Source organism: Lyngbya sp. PCC 8106 (assembly GCF_000169095.1).
Taxonomy (GTDB): domain Bacteria; phylum Cyanobacteriota; class Cyanobacteriia; order Cyanobacteriales; family Microcoleaceae; genus Capilliphycus.
This window is the reverse complement of record NZ_AAVU01000039.1, coordinates 25,859-42,621: the sequence shown is the minus strand read 5'-3', so window position 1 is coordinate 42,621 and position 16,763 is coordinate 25,859. Positions and strand designations below refer to the sequence as shown.

The window sequence follows — 16,763 nt, the reverse complement described above, 5'->3', positions numbered from 1 at the left end:
CTCTCTTCAGGATCTTCTGACTCTCACAGTGTAACGCCTCAAGTGGTTTGAGGGGAGTATCGCGATTTGATCACCACCGGGATTCAGGATTATCTGTTCTTTTTGGTTGTCCCGTAGAGTGGGTAACACGCCCGCCCCTAACCTTTAAATATAGACAAAAACGGGAGCGGTCTGAACACTGCCGCCCCGTTTACCGATCCTTGAGAGGAGAACACTAAAATTTAATATAGCCTTATTGAAAATAATTGTCAAATAATTAACTGAGTTTTAATTAGACTTGTCCAAAAAATCAGGAGAATTTGCCCAACTGTATGAGAACAGCAACGCAGGCGAGTTATGATAATTGAGGATTTTCAGCAGACAGAATCGGCTTATGGCTTTGCAACTGCGCGTTTATGTTCCCCCCCATCCGTTGGTTAAGCACTGGCTTTCAGTGGCTCGTGATGTCAGTACCCCCTCTGCAATTTTTCGTTCCGCAATGACAGAATTAGGGCGATGGCTCACTTATGAAGCGGTACGAGACTGGCTACCGACAATCGAAACAACGGTGCAAACGCCTTTAGCGGAATGTCCAGCGACTTATGTTAATCCCCAAGTTCCTCTGGCGGTGATTCCGATTTTGCGAGCGGGATTAGGATTAATGGAAGGCATTCAGAGTGTGGTACCGATCACTTCGGTTTATCATTTGGGTATGGTACGCAACGAGGAAACTTTAGAATCAAGTTGTTATCTCAACAAACTCCCTCCTAGTTTTGATCCTCAAACCCGCGTCTTGATCAGTGAACCGATGTTGGCAACAGGCGGAACCATCATGGCAACAATGGAAGAATTGACACAACGGGGAATTAATCCAGAGTTCACCCGAATTATTTCGATTGTGGCGTCTCCTCCGGCGTTACAACGGTTGAGTGTCGCTTATCCTCAGCTGAAGGTGTATACGGCGATTATTGATGAAACGGTGAATGAGAACGGGTTTATTGTACCCGGATTAGGGGATGCTGGCGATCGCACTTTTGGAACTTAAGTTCTAAGAGTTGTCCCTGACAACGGTAAAATTAGGGTATTGAAAACAGAAAAGTTGATATGAGCAATCGAGAAGGGTTTACCAGTGGATTAATGATTGGAGCGACTTTGGGGAGCTTGATCGGTGGAGTTTTGGGGGTTGTCCTCACCTCACGAATGTCTGGTGAGAACTTAAACAATCAGTTGATGGAGCCAAAAAAAGCCAAAAACAAATCCAATCAACCGGATGCTGAGAATATGGAAATGGCTCGTTTGAGTCTTGAGGATAAAATTGCTCAACTCAATCAGGCTATAGATGATGTTCGCCAACAGTTGGGAAGTGTTAACGGTAATGTTACCCCAGAAAATTCCGAATCGCTGCGAGAAGACGTTTGAGTCGGACGTTTGGGTAGTAATTCCATCAAACCTGATCACACCTCAGATGTGATAAGATATCTATGTTCGGATAACTTTTAACGTTGAGTAGAAATTCAATAAAATTCTATGAGTTCCCCAATACTACTACTGGCTAATACGATAGCTCAGTTTTTACAAATTTATATGGTTCTAATCTTCATTAGAATCTTGTTAAGCTGGTTTCCCAACGTTGATTGGAGTAACCCGTTTTTCTCTGTTTTAAGTCAGTTAACTGATCCTTACTTAAATCTTTTTCGCTCCATTATTCCCCCCTTGGGCGGAATTGACTTTTCAGCGATTATTGCCATTTTTCTCTTGCAAATTGTGGCGGGAATTATCCCCGGAATTTTGTACAGTTTCGTTTAGTCAAAAAGTTGGGTTGGGTTCAGATGATTCGTCACCCAACCTAAACATCAAACTAACGGCCAATTCGACCTGTAAACCCAGAAGCTTTAAACTGTTCTAAGCTTAACGGGGGTTTGAGATTCGTCGGAACCGAAATTCTGATCTCAAAATCAGTAACACCCGGAGGAACTTCACTAATACTTCCGAGGCGAGTCCGATTTTGCATGACTCGATTACCATTGGCATCGTAGATCCGACCAAATACATCAGCATCCACAACATATTTTCCTGAAGTATTTTTGGCTTTTCCGACGATAATATAACAGTTAGCCCCTTGGGAAGAAAAACTAGAAATCATCCCTTCTGATAATTCAGGTGGACAGTCTTTGAAACCCAGATCAGAAATTTCCACAGGAATCAAAGCAAAAGCAGGGAGAGTCCAGAACCAAGTGACAAGACTAATTAAACCTGCAAGTAAAACACGGGGAAAGATTCGCGATTGCATAAATCTGACCATCTCGATTTGAACTCTAGCTTACCGCAGATCGAGACAGATATGAAATCCTTAAATATTTACTACAGATCATAATCAGCAGATCGGAAAAAACCTTTGCGTCTTGGCTATGGTATTTTGTCAGATTATTTTTTAAATTTCATCTAAAATCAATTTAGTATTTCTGTGAAGACAATTTCAAGTCATCGATTTTTTTGCGCCACTCACCTTGCAAAGTAAAAGCAGCCCAATAGTAAGGAGATTTCCACTGAGTTTCTGTTTGCATCTCTAGTTGTGCTGTTCTTAAAGCTGCCGTTGCAGAGAGTTTCTTTTGAAGCATCAACCGATAAAATCTACTCATCATTTCGGCTGTTGCTTGATCATCGACATCCCACAAACTGACTAATACTCGGGGTGTTCCTGCATACATAAATCCTTGAGTTAATCCCACTAATCCTTCTCCTCGAACCTGTTGACCTAATCCGGTTTTACAAGCACTCAATACAACTAAATCTGCGGAAAAATTGAGGTTAAAAATATCATGCAAACGTAAAAAACCATTCTGGGGATTTCCTTGTTGATCAACCATTGACAAAACAATTCCAGAAAGTTCAGGATTGACGCTGTTTAATAATCCGTGAGTTGCAAAATGGATGATTTTGTATTGACTCAATTGGGAATTAGTCGCGGTAGAACGATTAGCCGCAAAATCAAAGGCATGGATACGCTCAGATGGCGGTACAAGGGTGAGAATTGCTTCTGCTTCTATTCGGGTTCCTGGGATTCGATTCCAAACACCAATATCTAATTGTCGGGCGGAACGATTGAGGTTATATTGTTCCCAACTCTCACGGGTTAAAGCTGGAGTTTCTAAGCGTTTATCCTCAGCACTAAAAACAGGATCAGCAACAATCGCAATTGTTTTGGAAGCAGGTGTTCGGTGTTTGGCTTCTCGGCGTAAAATACTTAAAGTTGATGCGGAAGGCAGGTTAACAATTTCGTGATTAACAACTAAAGGTAAATACTCTTTTTCTGATGAAGTTGTTGGTAAGGAAAGGGCAGAAAAGGGAAGATAATGTAAAATTCCATCACTAACAATTGCCAAACGTTGATGATTTAATTGAGAAGCAACCGGAGCCAAAATCATCTCAAAGAGAGATTCAGAATTTTGAGATAAGTTGACGGGAGAACGACTTTGATTGATAACTGTGCTACGAAAAAAATCTTTCACGGCTTGTTCAATTAATGCTTTTGAGGGAAGTTCATAGCTGGTAATACTATTTTTAGTGATCGCCCAAAGAAAACTGCGTTTCTCACCAAGAGCATATTGCAATAGCAGAGTTTCATTATCCAAAATTTGTTGTTGAATTTGCTCTAAAGTCAGGGGTTGAGGTTGAGTCAGCGCAGCATAAATCGGACTTTTTTCACGGATTTTAGTTTGGACTTGTTTATATTTTTGAAGAAGGTATTGTTGTTCTTGGTCTATATTTGTTTTTTGTTCTAGAGTAGACTCATCACTCTTGTAGAGTTCTACTCGTCGTCGTTCTACTGCATCCAATTGTTGCTGTAAACTTCGTTCTTGGATGACTAATTCTGGATCAACACCTTTGCGGATATCGGTGTTAGCTGAGGCGAGAAGTTCGAGGAGATTTCTAGCTTTAGAACGTTCGCTAATATTGAGTGCTTGAGCATTGTATCCTTTTGAGGAATCTTGTTGATGGAGTTCCATTAATAAATCAATATAGAACTCATAGTAGTCCTGTTTAGAAGCAAAAAAGGTTAGACGTTCTTCTAGAGAATTTTTGCTAGCTCGTGTTTTTTCAATTAAGGAAATAGCAGTTTTAATTTGAGTTAAAGCGGTGTCGAGATCACCTTTTTTTCGTTCAACTCTAGCAATTCCAAATCGATTTTCTGCTTCTGCTTCCGGATATTTGTTATTGAGTATGTCTAGGGATTTGTTAAAAAACTCTAATGCTTTTTGGGGTTGATCTAAATCGGAATAAACTTTACCAATATCTGTATAAAGGTATGAACTAGAGCGTTGATTATAATTTAAGGCTTGCTGGTAGAATTCTAATGCTTTTTCTAAATTTCCAAGTTCAGAATAAAGTTTAGCAATATTTCTGGAGACTTGTACTTGATTTAAAGAGTTATTATCTGGAGAAATTGTCAGGGCTTGCTGATAAAAATTCAATGCTTTTTCTGAATTTCCGAGTTGCTGGTAAAGTTCACCAATTTTGTTGAGGAGATCTGTTTGTTGTTTAAAGTTTCCGAGTTTTTTGTAAATTATTAAAGCTTTGTTATAAAATTCTAATGCTTTTTCTTCATCTCCTAATTCAGAGTAGCTATCACCGATTTCACTGAGTATAGAAGCTTCTTTACTCGAATTATTAATATTATGGGCAATTCTCAAACCTTGATTAAAAGACTCCAATGCTTTTTGATAATTTCCCGCCCGAGAATAGATTTTACCAACCCAACTTAAAGTCTCTATTTCTCCTTCATAAAAACCGCTTTTTTGATAAACTTTTCTCGCTTGATAAAAAAAGTATAATGCTTGTTTTTGATCTCCTAATTCAGCGTAATCTTGACCAATACGCATCAAAGCTATCACTTCTCGATCTAGTCCTAATTGTTGATAAATATTCCAATATTGATTAAAAGACTCTAATGCCTTTTCTGTATTTCCGATTTGATCACAAAGCTTACCAATTTCCCTAAACATTTCTGATCTTCTGACAATTTTTGATTGGGGGAAGTTTTGAGCGTTATTTAGAGATCGATTACAGTATTCTAAAGCACTTTCTGATTCTCCTAGATAAGCATAAATACGGCTCATTCTAATCAACATATCAAGTGTTCGTTCTTCTCGGAAAGGCGCATCAGTTTCTTGCTCATAAATGGGTAAGGCTTGTTGATAGGAATCTAAAGCTTTTTTCAAGTCTCCTAATGTGGTGTAGGCTTTACCAATTTCATAGATTGTCCAGGCTTCTCCTGAGCGATCGCTATTTTTTTGATAAGCTATTCGTGCTTGGTGAAAGCTTTCTACTGCTTGATTTGTGTTTTCTAATTCATAGTATAGCTCGCCTATCGTTCTCAAAATTGATGCTTCTTTTTCGTAATCTTTTAGTTGTTGAGAAATCGGGATAGCTTGATTGTAGAATTCTAGAGCTGTTTCTTGGTCTTTCAATTTTGTGTAATCCTCAGCAATCTCAATAATAATTTTTACAGTTTGTTCAGTATTACCTCTTTGTTGGTAAACGTTTACAGCTTGATTAAATACTTCTAATGCTTTCTGTTTGTTCCCGAGTTCGTAGTATGTTTTACCGATAATTCTGAGCGTATATACTTCTTCACTCAAATCCTTGAGTTCCTGATAAATTGGAATAACTTTAGTGTAAAATTCCAATGCTTTTTCTTTGTTGTCTAAAGCATTAAGATAGAAGTACCCAATCTTATTCAGTGTTTTTGCAACTTCGGCGCGATCGCCAATTTTTTGGTAAATTTTGAGTGCTTGATTAAGAGTATCAAATCCTTTTTCCCAATCTTGTAAGCTATAAAAGTAGATCCCCGCAATCTGATCACGCAAGAGATTTGCTTCTTGAATACGGTTGCCATTTTTTTGATAAACAGTCACAGCAGAATTTAAAAAATCTACCATTTTTTCCTGGTTTTCTTGCTTTCCGTAGTATTCAGCGATCGCCAAAAGAAAAGCCGCTTCTCCTTCGTTATCTTCCCATTTTTGATAAATCGTTTGTGCTTGCTTGTAAGTCTCTAATTCATTTTTAAAATTTCCCAATTGAGAGTAAAGCTTTCCAATAGTAAATAGAATAATAGGCTGACGATAATCAAATATTAAGGTTTTGTCTGGATCTTTTAGTTGGGTGTAAAGTTGACTAATCTCTTTGAGAGTCTCTAATTCTTGATTGTGGTATTCTAATGCTTTTTGTACATCTCCTAATTGGGAGTAGATTAACCCTAAGCGATCAAGAATATTTGCTTCTTTAACGCGATCACCCAGTTTTTGATAAATAATCAGGGCTTGATTGTAAAACTCTAATTCTTGTTGTTGATCTCCTAATGAAAAATAGTAATCACCGATGAGACTCAAGGTAATAGCTTCTCCCTTTAAATCTCCAATTTTTCGGTAAATTTCTAAAGACTGATTATGATATTCTAATGCTTTTTGTTGATTGTCTAGCCACCAATATTGAGCGGCAATATTTAATAGGTTAGCTTCGGCTTGACGTGAAGCGAAATTCTCACGGTTAGGAGACTGAGCAATTGTCTGATAAATTGTCATAGCTTGATCAAATAAATCCCACCCCGTTTGATCATTTCTGTACTCAATGAGGTTTAATTCACTCAAATTACCTAGAACAAGAGCTTCCCCTTTTTGATCACCAATTTCCTGATAAATTGCCAAAGATTGTTTGAGTAATTTAACTTTATCTTCTTCACCATTATTCAAGTAGTCATTGAGAGCCATAGTATTGAGAACAGTTGCTTCTCCTTGACGTGCAGCAAAGGTATCAATTTTATTCTGGTAAATTTCTAGAGATTGATTATAAAGTTCTTTCGCTTTTTCAGGATCGCTATAGCTGTTATCAAGCAATAATTTTGACTGCTGAGAATTGATCAATAAATCGTGATTAAATCCCAAGAGTTGTTCTTCATCTAATTGTTCTAAGTAGGCGACATAAACACTTCCAATTTGACTGAGAATATAGGCTTCTTGGAGAGGGTTTTTTGTTTCTTGATATAAGGCTAAAGCTTCGTTGTAGTGTTGTAATGCAGGTGTTGTTGCTCCGAGTTCTTGATAAAGTTTACCGAGTTGAAGTAAGATTGATGCGACTTGAGATTTATCCGCTAAAGTTCGTGATTTTGATAGTGTTTCTTCTAATTTTTGAATCGCTTGTAGCTGATAGGAAATAGTCTGCTGCTGTAAAGATTTTTCTGATTCGTTCAAAAACTGCTGTGTTTCTGGCTGTTGTAATGAGGGTGAGTTTTTATTACTAGACTCTGCTACCCCAATCTCTGATAACAGCACAAAGTAAACCCATAAGGTTAAACTTAGTTTGACACACTGTTGAATGAAAACTTTAGATACATTACTCATTTTAAAATCTAATTTTAGATCAATGTAATGGCTTTATAAAATACAAATATTTTGATTTTTTTCTTAAAAAGTAATTACAATTCCCCAATATTAACGATTAATTAATTTGGGGAATTTTTAGACAATAAGTTAAGAGTAACTCCAGCGATTAAACTTAAACTCTAACTGAGATCAGCACTAATTTTGACAAACGTTTCTACAGTTTCTCCGGGTTTGGCACTGATTAGAGATTCACCTGTATTGAGTGCATTACGAGGAGAACTCCAGGGTTCTAGACAATAAAAGTCTTTACCTTTAACCGTCCAGAAAACAAGGGTTGAGTAACGTTCATCCCACTCAAAGGTCAGCTTTAATTTGCGACTAAGATCATTGACGACAGCAGAGGGTTTAGATAAATCAAAAAATGCCACATCAATTTCATCTTGTTCAAAATCAAACTGTCCTGAAAACGTTTGAATCGTCTCATCATCTTTGGCTTGAAACTGAGTTGAGGGTAAATCAAAAACTAATTGCTGTTTGTTTGCAACTGTAAAATAAGGATGAATACCTGTTGCAAATGGCATCGATTCCTGAGATAAATTGGTGTGACGATAACGGAGTTCTAGAGTATTACCTCGCAGTGTGTAAATAAAATTCAACTCAAAATCAAAGGGATAAACAGCACGAGTTTGATCATTACTCTTAAGAGTTACGGTGAGACTCGCGCCATTTTCTGTAGATTGTTGGGTGACTTCCCAAGGTAAATTACGAGCAAAACCATGTTGTTTGAGTTGATAAGTTTGTCCATTGAGTTGATAAGTGTCATTGGGCAAATTACCACAAATGGGGAATAATAAAGGAATGCCACCCCGCACCGATAACGAGGGATCAGTAAAACGTTCTGTATCTAAATAAAAGATTTGATGTTCACCGATACGCCAGTCTGTGATAATTCCCCCACGTTCTGGAACGACGGAAACTTCCGCAGAAATGGTTTCATCCGAAAGAATGTAGGTTTGATATTGTTGCTGTTTGACAGTGACCGCAGGCATGAATAGTTAACCAAAAACAACTGATACTAGCGTCTCATAAAATGGTCTTTGAGCTGTATTTTTCCCCAATTTTTTGAAGAATTCACCTGTCCAAAAGATTTCGACTTCTGAAGGGAGAGAGTATTACACACAGTTAGAATCTAAGTTCAGGAACGATGATTGATATTTATGGAAGTAATATTGATCAATTTAAACATCAATCAAATCATCCGATAAACAACAGCACCATCCTGTTTTCTGTTTCCCACAATCATTAAATCTTCCCGTTGTAATTCTTCTAAGAGTGGACGAACTTCAGCTGCCGAACAATTAATTTCTAGCACACAATCTGCTAAAGTAATTTCGCCTTGAGCTTTGGCTAACCTCAATAATTGAATTTTTTGGTGTTCGGGATTAATCGCTGGAAATTTTGGCTCTTGTAAACGTTTTTTCGCTTGACTGACAGCACGAGCATTTTCAACCGCAGTACCCACTCCATACATAAATTGTAAAGCTAGAGTTAAATCTTCCGTTTCATCAAGTTCAAGATCTCCGGCTACACAAACACCTGTCACTCCAATAAACAGACCCAAACTCATCAACATTGGTTTATAACGCCCGGTGTAAATATAACCGAGTAACGGCATAAAAAATGTTAGAAATGCTGTTGATCTGGTGTTTTTTTGAGCGAGTTTTTTTGTCTTTTCAAGTTCTTGAGTCATAGCAACTGAGGATTTCATTTTTGCTGTTTCTCTCCTTTCAGTAAAGTTTACCCAAGTATCAGGTTTAGAATAACCAAACCTATTTTTTTCTGTGGGGTTTCACTCGACTGAACAGATGAGAGGGTTTTCTAGATAACAGTGTAGGTTCAGGACTGTCTAGCAATTTTTGACAGACTTCCCTATCTCTGTTTTACCTTGTGATCGGCAAGATGGGTATTGGCATCTCAAACTTGAAATATAAATCAAGTTGACAAAAACCCATAAACCCGATTAGAAAACCGGAGTATACTAGAAACTAAATGGAATCGTATTACATTGTAATTTGGTGGAATTGTCCTGTAAGAGTCAATACGCAGTTCTAGCTTTGCTAGAGTTAACCGCTCACTATCCTCACGGTGAGCCACGTCAAATTCGTCAGATTGCTCGTCAGCATCACATACCAGAGCGCTATCTTGAACAGCTACTGGCAACCCTCAAACGGAGTGGTATCGTTCGGAGTCAACGGGGAGCAAAGGGAGGGTATTTGCTCGCCAAAGAACCTTGGAAAATCACCCTATTTGATGTAGTTGTTTGTCTGGAAGGCTCAAATTCAAGCCCCAATCGGAATCGACATCACAAAAGCCTCGAAAGTCTGATTGTCGATGAAGTCTGGGAAGAAGCTCATCAAATGGCTAACTCGATTTTACAGAAATATACTTTGCAGGATTTGTGTGAAAAGTTGGATATCCAGCGACAAACCAATCTCATGTATTACATTTAAACTTTTTCTTGCATTTTCGTCTGGATTGAATCGGTATTAATAGTAATTTCAGGGGAAAAACACTAAACTTTTCTAGGGTTTTAACCGGGGTTATAATTCAAAACTTAAGCTCATTTTTTAAGATTTTGTTTGTACAAGAGATTAATATTAAATGACTTCCAATACCAGAGGGCTAACTTCAAAAGAAATAATTTTAGATTTAGATCAACTCAGTTTCTAGGATGAATCGTTAAAATAAACAGTGGGCGATTAACAGTTAATCTGATCGATAAAATGTTAGTGGCTTATTATAGCATGAACAGTTGAATCTGGAGAAAATTTTTCATGGTTACCTCAACCACTAATCATTACCAAACCCTAGAAATCAAACCAACCGCGACCCAATCAGAAATTAAACAAGCTTATCGGCGTTTAGCGAAATTATTTCATCCCGATAGTCACCACGAAACGGCTAACCATGAACGCATTATTCGGATTAATGCAGCCTACGAAGTCTTAAGCGATCCTCAAAGGCGTCAATCCTACGACCAACAGCGTCACACAAAATCTCGCGCTTACACCTCAAACCCCACAACAACTTCAACCGCTCAAACCCGTAGGCGACGTCAAACCGCAAAAGCCGTCGATACTCAACTTGAAGAATGGCTCAATCAAGTTTATAAACCTATCAACCGCTACCTTGATCGTATACTGAAACCCTTTAAAAGTGAGGTCGATAAACTCTCTGCTGATCCCTTTGATGATGAACTCATGGAAGATTTTCAAATCTATATTGAAACCTGTCGAGATGTTTTAGCCCAAGCTCAAAATCGCTTTCGTTCAACTCCAAATCCGGCTAATATTGCGAGTGTTGCGGCTCATCTTTATTACTGCCTCAATCATGTCAGTGACGGACTAGAAGAACTCGAATACTTTACCGTCAATTATGATGATTCCTGCTTACATACCGGGCATGAATTTTTTAGAATTGCTGCGGGTTTGCGGAGAGAAATCAAACAGGAAATGAAGAATGTTTTATAATAAAAATAAAGTCATTCTAATTTATGAGTTTTCAAGGTTGCAATCCTCGTAACTTCATCTCAAAATGAGACTCTGAAATCTAGTGGGGATTGAAATAATCTAAAAAAAACCTTAAATTAGTTTACAAAACTTAACAACAGATGTTGGTGTGCATTTTATGGAATGCGTTATCACTCGTCGGGCAGAGTTTTCAGCCAGTCATCGTTACTGGTTGCCCGAACTAAGCGAAACTGAGAACTTTGAACGCTTTGGGCCAACTGCTCGCGCCCCTGGCCACGGACACAACTACGTCCTCTACATTTCGATGGTGGGACAGCTAGACGAATATGGGATGGTGTTGAACCTCTCCGATGTCAAACACGTGATCAAGGCCGAAGTCACCAGTCAACTAGATTTTTCCTTCCTCAACGAAGTTTGGCTAGAATTTCAGCAAACCCTACCCACCACTGAATACTTAGCACAAGTTATTTGGCAACGTTTAGCACCCCATCTCCCCCTAACCAACATTCAAGTCTTTGAACACCCCAAACTCTGGGCTGATTATCAGGGAAACAGCATGGAAGCTCATTTAACAGTCAGCACTCATTTTAGCGCCGCTCACCGTCTGGCTCATCCTGACCTCAGCTTTGAGGAAAATTGCGAAATTTACGGCAAATGCGCCCGTCCTCATGGTCATGGTCACAACTATCATCTCGAAGTCAGCGTTAAAGGCGAAATTGACTCTCGGACTGGGATGATTGTAGATTTAGCAGCTTTACAACAGGTGATCGATGATTATGTAGTTGAACCCTTCGATCACACCTTCTTAAATAAAGATATCGCTTACTTTGCCAAAGTAGTACCGACAGCCGAAAATATTGTGGTGTATATTCGTGATTTGCTGCAAAATCCCGTTCGGGAATTAGGGGCAAAGTTACACAAAATTCGACTGATTGAAAGTCCAAATAATTCTTGTGAAGTCTACTGTACCGATACTCCCACAAATGTAACTCCAACCCAAACCCCAGTTTGAACAACTGTTTAACGGGTTCAAAACGGAGGATGAATCTCCCTAAATCCTTCGCCCCCTAAATCCCAGGGCTGTTCAGGCTGAGAAAAAAATCCAGTCCTGTCGAAGTCCGAGGCAGAGGCTAGGCGGGCTTCTCACGCCCTGGGAACTGGTAAGCCCATGTGTGGGTGAAGGGGAGGCATCAAGGAAGGATTAAATAACCGAACTCAATTAATTCTTCGTCAAAGCTATGGCTTCAAAAGTTTTAAGATGATGGGAAAAAGCGATTAGCTTGTCTTTTTTAATAGACTTTTGTGATGAGAAAAAATACGGGAAGGCCAGACAGATCAGAAATGGGGATCAGAAACGCAAGCCAGCCTGATCCCCCTCGAACTATGCGTATGAAGCTAATCTCACTCTATCCTTTTGCATTTCCCTAAAGTTCTGTCTTAGGGGAGATTTATTCTATCAGTTGTCTAGCTATGTGGTATGCTGAATAGCAATCTATCTAAAATCCTTTTGCTTTTTGATTCAATTTAAGTAAAATCGGGTTCAGAGTTGATGTTATCGGGGCTTTGTATTAAACACTTGCCACATGATAAAAACGGTAATTCCCAGATATCCAAAAACAACAAACCAATCTAGAATTCCACTCTCAGATAAATATTGTAGATTGTACATACTGATACCAGTTTAACTGAATATTAGTGTAAAGCTTTAATGATTCTACAATCATTAGAATTGTTTATAAAAATACTTGTAATTTATAGCTACCTATGTTAGCCTCGGCAGCAGATCAAGCCGAATTTATAGATCTGGGAGTAAAAAAGATGACTACCATCGCTAATCAAAAAGCATGGACAATTCCTGGCCCTAGTCCTCTACCCTTGGTGGGACGGATAGTGAATACAATCAACTTCGCGAAAGACTCTATTGGCTACAGTAGTGAATTGTTTAAAACCTATGGTAAAGTTGCTTCCATAGTTGCGGGAGGTGGAACAAATCTTTACTCTGCTGCTTCGGACTGTCCGGGTACTGTGATTGCTTATGGGCCTGAAATTGTGCGTCAGGTTGCCACTCAAAGTCATATTTATCATAAAGCACCTTTATCGGGAATACTTTATCGTTACAAAGATGTTTCAGAACGAACTAAACCCCTAAAAAATTATGGTGTTGGACTATTTGGAGTCAATGACGAGACTCATTTAAAGCAACGAAAATTAATGATGCCAGCTTTTCATCATCAACAACTTCGTTCTTATCGAGATGATATGGTTGCCATCACGCAGTCAGAACTCGAACAAATTAAGGTGAATGAGCCTTGTGAAATTAATCAATTGATGAAAAGGTTAACGTTACGAATCGCAACTCAAAGTTTATTTGGTGAAGATGTCATCGAAAAAGATCACAGTGCAGGTAATCTGCTGCAAGAGATCATCAGTATTCAAATATCTCCTTTTACGAGACTTTTACCTCTAGATTTACCGGGCTTTAGTTTTCATCGCTATCTAGATTTATTAAGTCTTTTTGAAACACAAATGAAAGGGATTATTGCGGAAAAGAAAGCCAAAACAACTCCCGACTCAGATGTACTTTCAATGTTGGTCAAAGCGCGTTATGAAGATACAGGGCATCTTTTAACAGAAGATGAATTAATTGCTCATACCGGAGTCCTTTTTCTTGCAGGTCATGAAACCACTGCTAATGCTCTAACTTGGATTTTGTTATTGCTTTCCCAACATCCTCAAGTCTGTAGTGATCTCTTTGATGAACTTGATAGTACCCTACATGGCAACTCTCCAAGCGTTGAACAATTACAGAAATTACCTTTACTTGAAAGAGTAATCAAAGAAAGTTTACGAGTAATAACTTCTGTTCCTTGGAATGGACGAGTAACTTCCCAGACAACGGAATTAGGAGGTTATGTATTACCGAAGGGAACAGAGGTTTTTGTGAGTATTTATCACACTCATCATCTACCTGATATTTATCCCGACCCTGAAGCATTTAATCCTCAACGATGGGAAAGTATTAATCCTTCTGTTTATGAATACAACCCGTTTAGTGCTGGCCCCCGTTTATGTTTAGGTGCGGCTTTTGCGATGATGGAAATTAAGATCGTTTTAGCGATGTTATTACAGCGTTTCCGCTGGGAATATCTTCCGGTACAAAAAATAGATCGTAATGGTTTTATTTCCATTAAACCCAAATTTGGAATGCAAATGAAAGTCTGTTCACAAGATCGGGAATTTATGCACGGAGTTGGCAGTGTAGAAGGTAACGTTAGAGAAATGGTAAAGTTACCTTCCTAAGCAAGTAAAACTTATACTCTATTTCAAAAAAAGCTTGATATAGACTGAGTGTTGTTTCTAAAATACCTACTTTCAAGTTTTAAATTTTTCGTATTTAATGAACTGTATTCAGTCTACTTTTCTATAATAAACCCTTTCTAACCAACGGTTTTTTCTCTAGAATTAAATTCGGATTGCGTGTTCATCTGGAACAATTCGAGAACCATATTTTCGGGCATAAACTTGAGTGAATTCTGCCCCAAAAAATAGAATTTGAGCCGAATAGTAAACCCAAGCCAAAATAATCACCAGAGAACCTGCTGCACCATAGGTTGAACCAAAGCTACCCCGTCCGAGATAGAGTCCGAGTGCGAATTTACCAATCGTAAATAATAAAGCCGTAATTAGCGAACCAATCCAAACATCACTCCACTGAATTTTAGCATCCGGTAAGAACTTGTACATCAACGCAAATAACAAAGTAATCACGCCAAAAGAAACTACAAAGTTGAGAATTTGCCAAAGGAAATCTACGCCGGGAATTAAATCACTAAAATAATTGCTAATCCCTGAAATAACTGCACTGAGAACCAGAGAAACTAACAGTAAAAATCCTATTCCCAGAACCGCTGAAAATGATAGAATTCGCTTTCTAATAAATCCGGCAATACCATTTTTGGGTTGGGCTTTTACATTCCAAATTTCATTCAGAGATTCCTGCAACTGAGCAAACACCCCAGACGCACCAATTAACAGGAAAATAATGCTAAAAATTGAAGCAATACTGCTAATTTGAGGTCGATCTGCATTTTGAATCGCTTCTTCTATAACCGTCGCCCCATCTTTCCCCACTAACCCCTGAATTTGACCAACAATTTCACCCCGAGCGGCTTCTTCTCCAAAAATAGCGCCAGCGATCGCAATTACAATAATTAATAAGGGTGCTAATGAAAAAACAGTATAATAAGCTAAAGCAGCCGCTAAACGAGAAGATTTATCCTCTTGCCATTCTTTAAATGTTTCTTTCAAAAGTCTAAAAATTTTCTTGAATCCCATCAAAATTACTCCAAATTATTAATAAGTTTGAGTCAATGTTATTTTCGGTGTCATGTTAAGATTTTTTATAGCTGTCATGTTGAGCGAATGCGAAACATCTTAAAGACCCAGATTTCAGTGACAATAAAAATTCGATCAAATCAATACTTATCCTCATAAAATCAAGCCCCAAATTTCCGCAATCGTTGAGCATGAGCTAATGCCAATCCAATTAGATGAACACCGGGTCTTGTCCCTAATGCACCTCGCAAACAAGCATATTCATCAAAGGTCGCCACATCATCAATTCGTGCTGTTTTGGCTTGCATCATTACCGGAACGGGATGCCAACTATGACGGCCCATAATTGCAGGAGTGGAATGATCAGCAGTTACCACTAATACATCCGGATTTAATTGAGTAACGATTGGCATCAATTGATCAACTTCTTCAATCACTTTCACTTTCGCTTCAAAGTCTTCGTCTTCACCGCGACTATCTGAATGTTTAACATGAAGAAAATAGAAATTATAATCATCGCCGTAGCAAGATTCTAAAGCTTGAAACCGTTGTTTCATACCACCCGGACGGGGTAAAACCTCCATTCCCACCAAACGACTAACACCCCGATACATGGGATAATCGGCAATACAAACTCCTTTCAACTCAAAGCGATCATTCAAAGAAGGAAAAGGAACATAACGATCAAATCCTCGCATCAAAATACTATTCGCTGGGTTTTCATCGGCAAGAACTTGATTAACTTGAGCAATAAAAGACCTAACTAACTCTGCTGTTAGTTCAGATTCTTCTGATGACGGCTTCGGATATTTTGGCGGAATTCCTGTTGCTTGTGGGTCGGTATCTTCTAACTGACCATCTAATTCTTTTCCACGTAACACAAACACCGCTCGATGCTCACTAACGGTTTCAAAAAAATATTCGCCCTCAAACTCTAATGTAACTTTTTCATTGATTTTTTTGCATAAACGACGGTTCAGATCTGTTTCAATACGACCTGCGCGACGGTCAGAAACATTTCCTTGTTCATCAAGAGTTGCGAAGTTAACCCGTGCAGCAACATCTCCCGGTTGCAAATCAAATTCAATCCCCAAAGCTGATAAAATCCCCCGACCTACATCCCAAGACAGGGGATCATAACCAAACAAACTCAAATGACCGGGGCCGCTGCCGGGGGTAATTCCGGGGCCGACAATTTCTAAGAGTCCACAACTCGACTGTTGGGCAATTTGATCGAGGTTGGGAGTGTGAGCGATTTGGAGTTCAGTGCCTCCTTTTTCGGGGTGAGGAAGTCCTCCAACACCATCAATAATTATATATACAATTTTGCCCCCTCGTTCCCAGGCGAGTTCTTCCCAAACGGTTGTTATATCCATGATGATCGTTTCCTCTGATAGATGATTAATATTTCTGATTTTAGATGATTGAATTGAGGCTATGCTCGCCTTATTTTGAATTTTAGGTTGAATTTTTCAAGGGTAGACTAATATACTGAACATATACAAATATGGATTAAATTTCCTCTAACCTAAGATGGATT

Annotated in this window: 14 protein-coding genes; 8 read left to right on the top strand and 6 right to left on the bottom strand. The window is 38.6% G+C overall.

All coding sequences use genetic code 11. The annotated features are described in order from the left end of the window. Window positions 1-373 precede the first annotated feature (373 nt). The 3 genes from upp to L8106_RS21965 all read left to right on the top strand — a co-directional run bounded on the left by upp (window position 374) and on the right by L8106_RS21965 (window position 1,785). Window positions 374-1,024 (top strand): uracil phosphoribosyltransferase, encoded by a 651-nt coding sequence (gene upp / locus L8106_RS21975; protein WP_009786660.1) that lies wholly within the window; start codon window positions 374-376, stop codon window positions 1,022-1,024. A gap of 59 nt (window positions 1,025-1,083) precedes the next feature. Continuing rightward, window positions 1,084-1,398, top strand: a complete 315-nt coding sequence (locus L8106_RS21970; RefSeq protein WP_009786659.1) for a hypothetical protein — start codon at window positions 1,084-1,086, stop codon at window positions 1,396-1,398. 108 nt (window positions 1,399-1,506) lie between these two features. Then, complete coding sequence (locus L8106_RS21965; protein ID WP_009786658.1) at window positions 1,507-1,785, top strand: YggT family protein; 279 nt, start codon at window positions 1,507-1,509, stop codon at window positions 1,783-1,785. A gap of 52 nt (window positions 1,786-1,837) precedes the next feature. On the opposite strand, the gene L8106_RS21960 is transcribed toward L8106_RS21965, so the two are convergent. From L8106_RS21960 to L8106_RS21945, 4 genes are all read right to left on the bottom strand, one after another. Continuing rightward, window positions 1,838-2,269 (bottom strand): hypothetical protein, encoded by a 432-nt coding sequence (locus L8106_RS21960; protein ID WP_009786657.1) that lies wholly within the window; start codon window positions 2,267-2,269, stop codon window positions 1,838-1,840. Window positions 2,270-2,432: 163 nt separating this feature from the next. Next, window positions 2,433-7,376, bottom strand: coding sequence for a DUF2225 domain-containing protein (locus L8106_RS21955; protein ID WP_009786656.1), 4,944 nt, complete (start codon window positions 7,374-7,376; stop codon window positions 2,433-2,435). A gap of 161 nt (window positions 7,377-7,537) precedes the next feature. Continuing rightward, on the bottom strand, window positions 7,538-8,407 hold the full coding sequence (locus L8106_RS21950; RefSeq protein WP_009786655.1) for an aldose 1-epimerase: 870 nt from the start codon (window positions 8,405-8,407) through the stop codon (window positions 7,538-7,540). A gap of 200 nt (window positions 8,408-8,607) precedes the next feature. Then, on the bottom strand, window positions 8,608-9,126 hold the full coding sequence (locus tag L8106_RS21945; protein ID WP_009786654.1) for a hypothetical protein: 519 nt from the start codon (window positions 9,124-9,126) through the stop codon (window positions 8,608-8,610). Between the two features lie 307 nt (window positions 9,127-9,433). Between L8106_RS21945 and L8106_RS21940 the strand changes: the two genes are divergently transcribed. The 5 genes from L8106_RS21940 (at window position 9,434) to L8106_RS21925 (ending at window position 14,188) form a co-directional block, all read left to right on the top strand. Then, window positions 9,434-9,868 carry an Rrf2 family transcriptional regulator gene (locus tag L8106_RS21940; RefSeq protein WP_009786653.1) on the top strand — a complete coding sequence of 145 codons (435 nt, stop codon included), beginning with the start codon at window positions 9,434-9,436 and terminating at the stop codon, window positions 9,866-9,868. 324 nt (window positions 9,869-10,192) lie between these two features. After that, entirely contained in the window at window positions 10,193-10,888 is a 696-nt protein-coding gene (locus tag L8106_RS21935; RefSeq protein ID WP_009786652.1) for a J domain-containing protein, read from the top strand. Between the two features lie 157 nt (window positions 10,889-11,045). Further along, window positions 11,046-11,900, top strand: coding sequence for a 6-carboxytetrahydropterin synthase (locus L8106_RS21930; RefSeq protein ID WP_009786651.1), 855 nt, complete (start codon window positions 11,046-11,048; stop codon window positions 11,898-11,900). A gap of 177 nt (window positions 11,901-12,077) precedes the next feature. After that, a complete protein-coding gene (locus L8106_RS34580; protein WP_156803791.1) occupies window positions 12,078-12,167 on the top strand; it encodes a hypothetical protein in 90 nt (29 codons plus the stop codon). Between the two features lie 539 nt (window positions 12,168-12,706). Further along, window positions 12,707-14,188 (top strand): cytochrome P450, encoded by a 1,482-nt coding sequence (locus tag L8106_RS21925; RefSeq protein ID WP_039896954.1) that lies wholly within the window; start codon window positions 12,707-12,709, stop codon window positions 14,186-14,188. A gap of 162 nt (window positions 14,189-14,350) precedes the next feature. Here the strand turns inward: L8106_RS21925 and L8106_RS21920 are convergent, their stop codons facing one another. Further along, on the bottom strand, window positions 14,351-15,223 hold the full coding sequence (locus L8106_RS21920; RefSeq protein ID WP_009786649.1) for a YihY/virulence factor BrkB family protein: 873 nt from the start codon (window positions 15,221-15,223) through the stop codon (window positions 14,351-14,353). Between the two features lie 161 nt (window positions 15,224-15,384). Then, window positions 15,385-16,599 (bottom strand): 2,3-bisphosphoglycerate-independent phosphoglycerate mutase, encoded by a 1,215-nt coding sequence (locus L8106_RS21915; protein WP_009786648.1) that lies wholly within the window; start codon window positions 16,597-16,599, stop codon window positions 15,385-15,387. Between the last annotated feature and the right edge of the window lie 164 nt (window positions 16,600-16,763).

Excerpts from the sequence above, each read along its gene's own strand:
- upp (WP_009786660.1), top strand. The coding sequence starts at position 374 with ATGGCTTTGCAACTGCGCGTTTATGTTCCCCCCCATCCGTTGGTTAAG.
- L8106_RS21970 (WP_009786659.1), top strand. The coding sequence starts at position 1,084 with ATGAGCAATCGAGAAGGGTTTACCAGTGGATTAATGATTGGAGCGACT.
- L8106_RS21965 (WP_009786658.1), top strand. The coding sequence starts at position 1,507 with ATGAGTTCCCCAATACTACTACTGGCTAATACGATAGCTCAGTTTTTA.
- L8106_RS21960 (WP_009786657.1), bottom strand. The coding sequence starts at position 2,269 with ATGCAATCGCGAATCTTTCCCCGTGTTTTACTTGCAGGTTTAATTAGT.
- L8106_RS21955 (WP_009786656.1), bottom strand. The coding sequence starts at position 7,376 with ATGAGTAATGTATCTAAAGTTTTCATTCAACAGTGTGTCAAACTAAGT.
- L8106_RS21950 (WP_009786655.1), bottom strand. The coding sequence starts at position 8,407 with ATGCCTGCGGTCACTGTCAAACAGCAACAATATCAAACCTACATTCTT.
- L8106_RS21945 (WP_009786654.1), bottom strand. The coding sequence starts at position 9,126 with ATGAAATCCTCAGTTGCTATGACTCAAGAACTTGAAAAGACAAAAAAA.
- L8106_RS21935 (WP_009786652.1), top strand. The coding sequence starts at position 10,193 with ATGGTTACCTCAACCACTAATCATTACCAAACCCTAGAAATCAAACCA.
- L8106_RS21930 (WP_009786651.1), top strand. The coding sequence starts at position 11,046 with ATGGAATGCGTTATCACTCGTCGGGCAGAGTTTTCAGCCAGTCATCGT.
- L8106_RS21925 (WP_039896954.1), top strand. The coding sequence starts at position 12,707 with ATGACTACCATCGCTAATCAAAAAGCATGGACAATTCCTGGCCCTAGT.
- L8106_RS21920 (WP_009786649.1), bottom strand. The coding sequence starts at position 15,223 with ATGGGATTCAAGAAAATTTTTAGACTTTTGAAAGAAACATTTAAAGAA.
- L8106_RS21915 (WP_009786648.1), bottom strand. The coding sequence starts at position 16,599 with ATGGATATAACAACCGTTTGGGAAGAACTCGCCTGGGAACGAGGGGGC.